Genomic DNA, 2,611 nt, shown 5'->3' with positions numbered 1-2,611 from the left:
ATCCAGATCCAGCAGGTTCTGCTCAATCTGATGCGCAATGCCGTCGAGGCAATGCAAGGCTCGCCACGCCGTGAATTGAAGGTCACAACTGTCGCCCGCGATGATGGAATGGCCGAGGTGAGCGTGATCGACACCGGCCCTGGCCTTGCCCCGGAGGTGTCGGCGCAGCTCTTCCAGCCATTTGTGACCACCAAGAAGCAGGGTATGGGTGTCGGCCTTTCGATTTGCCGCACCATCGTTGAATCGCATGGCGGTCACATATGGGCTGAGGCAATGCCGACCGGCGGGACGGCGTTCCGGTTCACCTTGCGCATCGTGGAGAAGGAAGAGGTCTCAAATGGCCGATAGTGATCTGGTGCACGTGGTCGATGACGATGTGGACGTTCGCAAGTCGCTCGGTTTTCTTCTGGCGACAGCAGATTTTGCGGTGCGCCTGTACGAATCGGCGACGGCTTTCCTATCGACGGCAACGGGCAAGATCGAGGGCTGCATCGTCACCGATGTCCGCATGCCGGGCATAGACGGTATCGAGTTCCTGCGGCAGCTCAGAGCCGGAGGCCATACGATTCCGGTTATTGTCATGACGGGCCATGCCGATGTGGCGCTCGCCGTCCAGGCGATGAAGGAGGGAGCCGCCGATTTCATCGAGAAGCCGTTCGATGACGAGACGCTGATCGGAGCAATCCGTTCCGCATTGGCCAACCCCAACCAGGCACATGCGGCGCATCCCCAGTCCGCGGCTATCCGCGATCGCCTGTCCGCCTTGTCGGAACGCGAGCGGCAGGTGCTGGATAGGCTCGTGTCTGGCCTGCCGAACAAGACCATCGCCTATGATCTGGGCATCAGCCCGCGCACCGTCGAAATCCACCGGGCCAATGTCATGAGCAAGATGGCGGCAGGCAGCCTGTCACACCTCGTGCGCATGGCGCTTATCGTGGAGTCCAAATCCTAGCCTTATCGGCCAGGCCGAAGTCCGTCGTCCTCGTTGAGGGTTTTCTCCATCGCCCAATCGCGCCAATGGGTCGGTCGGATATCGACACGCGCGCCCGTGGCCACGTTCTTCCAACCCTCCCCCACCCTTTGGCAGGGAAATACGAGCGCGTGCTCACCATCCTCGTCAAGGACGGCAAGCTCGAGATCGCGACCAAACGGAGCGTTTTGGATTGGCTTCCACATCGCACCAAGATGTCCGCAAATGACGGGCCGCGCTTTGATCTGCGTCATTTTTCCGGAATCGCCCGAAGCCGTCGGCATGAGGTCGTTCTGCCGCTCCTAGTCGGATCCCCCCTCTGGCTACTCTGCTGGTGCCTCGATCACGGTTGTTGCAAGCTGCTGATATAGGCGATGATCGCCTCGATCTGGTCAGGGCTCGCGACCCATTCAGGCATGTCTGGATGTCCTGTCGATATCCCTTCCGCGAGAGCTTCCTCGAGATCCGCGACCGGATAGCGCTTCGACAAGGTGCGAAAGGCGGGCGCATCCGGATGGCTGCTCTTGTCGGTTCGGCCGACGGCGTGGCAACCGGAGCAATTGAACTCAACCAGCGCCTTGCCGCGTTCGACCGAGCTGGCTGCCAAGGCTGGCGGTGCCCAACCAAGCAGAACCGCCACCAACGTGGAAACCCACGCGCCATATCTGCGGCTGGCATTGTCCATAAGGGTGTTCATGCCTGCAAAGCCTGCGTATTTCCGATTAAGCGACTGTCGTCGCCGCTATGTCTTCAATCGCGGTTCTGGCTTCCTTGCGCACCAGCCCGGCCGCTTCCGATGCAAGCTTGGACGTCAGTGTCGCAACCTTGCCGGCTTCGGTGACATATTCCGAGGCCGCATTGTGCAGGAAGGTGGAGACTACCTCGAAGGCATCATTGAATTCAGGGCCGCCGATGAGATCGTCCGCCAGCTTGATATCCTGCTCGTAGCGATGCCTCAGAAAGGCAAGCGTTTCGATCTGATAACGCATCATCGCCTTGAAGGCGTGCGCCTGAAGTGACACGGCGGCAAGAACCATCTTCTGGCCATTTTGCGCCATTGGCAGCGGCTGCGTGCCGGATTGCGGCGGTCCTGGATAGCTGTGCATGATCGACTGCTCCGTTGCGACATGCCGCAACGCTAATGCCATTCGCCTCGCAGTCGTTGATCAGGATCAATCCCCCATGACCTTCGCCGGGTAGGCAGCCCTGCAGATTGGTCAGGAGATTACCGCTGATCTGCTTGTTCCGGGCGGCTACGGCCACGGCCGTCTCCGTCAAATGGCCTTTGGCCACGTGACGCGTTCTGTGCTGCGCGGCGGATCGCTGCATCGATTCATATCGAACCGAGCAAGAACACCTTCGCCCCTGAAGTTGACCTGAATCAAGGTTGTCCCTTCCCGCAAGGGGTTACGTCTAGCCTCGCCAAATGAGCGGGGAACCGGTGCGGCGACACCTGCGACCGTTCCACAGAAAAGGAAGTCGACATGAACTACCAGCGGTTCTTCGAAGAAGCGATCGACCAGCTCCACGCGGAGCGTCGCTATCGTGTCTTCGCCGACCTTGAGCGCATCGCGGGCAAATTTCCGCGCGCCATCTGGCGCGCCAATGGCCGCGCCGAGGAAATCACCGTCTGGTGCTCCA

Annotated in this window: 5 protein-coding genes and 1 pseudogene; 3 read left to right on the top strand and 3 right to left on the bottom strand. The window is 60.2% G+C overall.

What is annotated here, in order from left to right; genetic code table 11:
• Both C1D09_RS27655 and fixJ read left to right on the top strand, forming a co-directional pair.
• Positions 1 to 348: ATP-binding protein (locus tag C1D09_RS27655; protein ID WP_143977226.1), on the top strand; the 348-nt coding region annotated here is incomplete at its 5' end.
• Positions 338 to 952, top strand: coding sequence for a response regulator FixJ (fixJ, locus tag C1D09_RS27650; protein WP_143977225.1), 615 nt, complete (start codon positions 338 to 340; stop codon positions 950 to 952). The genes C1D09_RS27655 and fixJ, both read left to right, overlap by 11 nt.
• A gap of 2 nt (positions 953 to 954) precedes the next feature.
• On the opposite strand, the gene C1D09_RS27645 is transcribed toward fixJ, so the two are convergent.
• The 3 genes from C1D09_RS27645 to C1D09_RS27635 form a co-directional block, all read right to left on the bottom strand.
• Positions 955 to 1,224 carry a hypothetical protein gene (locus C1D09_RS27645; protein ID WP_246135899.1) on the bottom strand — a complete coding sequence of 90 codons (270 nt, stop codon included), beginning with the start codon at positions 1,222 to 1,224 and terminating at the stop codon, positions 955 to 957.
• A gap of 89 nt (positions 1,225 to 1,313) precedes the next feature.
• Positions 1,314 to 1,655 (bottom strand): c-type cytochrome, encoded by a 342-nt coding sequence (locus tag C1D09_RS27640; RefSeq protein ID WP_167514782.1) that lies wholly within the window; start codon positions 1,653 to 1,655, stop codon positions 1,314 to 1,316.
• Positions 1,656 to 1,692: 37 nt separating this feature from the next.
• Entirely contained in the window at positions 1,693 to 2,076 is a 384-nt protein-coding gene (locus tag C1D09_RS27635) for a phasin family protein (protein ID WP_246135898.1), read from the bottom strand.
• A gap of 378 nt (positions 2,077 to 2,454) precedes the next feature.
• Here C1D09_RS27635 and C1D09_RS27625 point away from each other — a divergent pair.
• A pseudogene (locus tag C1D09_RS27625) lies at positions 2,455 to 2,611 on the top strand (5-aminolevulinate synthase); the annotation flags it as partial.

It is taken from the genome of Mesorhizobium intechi, from assembly GCF_002879535.1.
Lineage (GTDB): Bacteria > Pseudomonadota > Alphaproteobacteria > Rhizobiales > Rhizobiaceae > Mesorhizobium > Mesorhizobium intechi.
The sequence above is the reverse complement of the archived record's forward strand: the minus strand, read 5'-3'. Positions and strand labels throughout refer to the sequence as shown.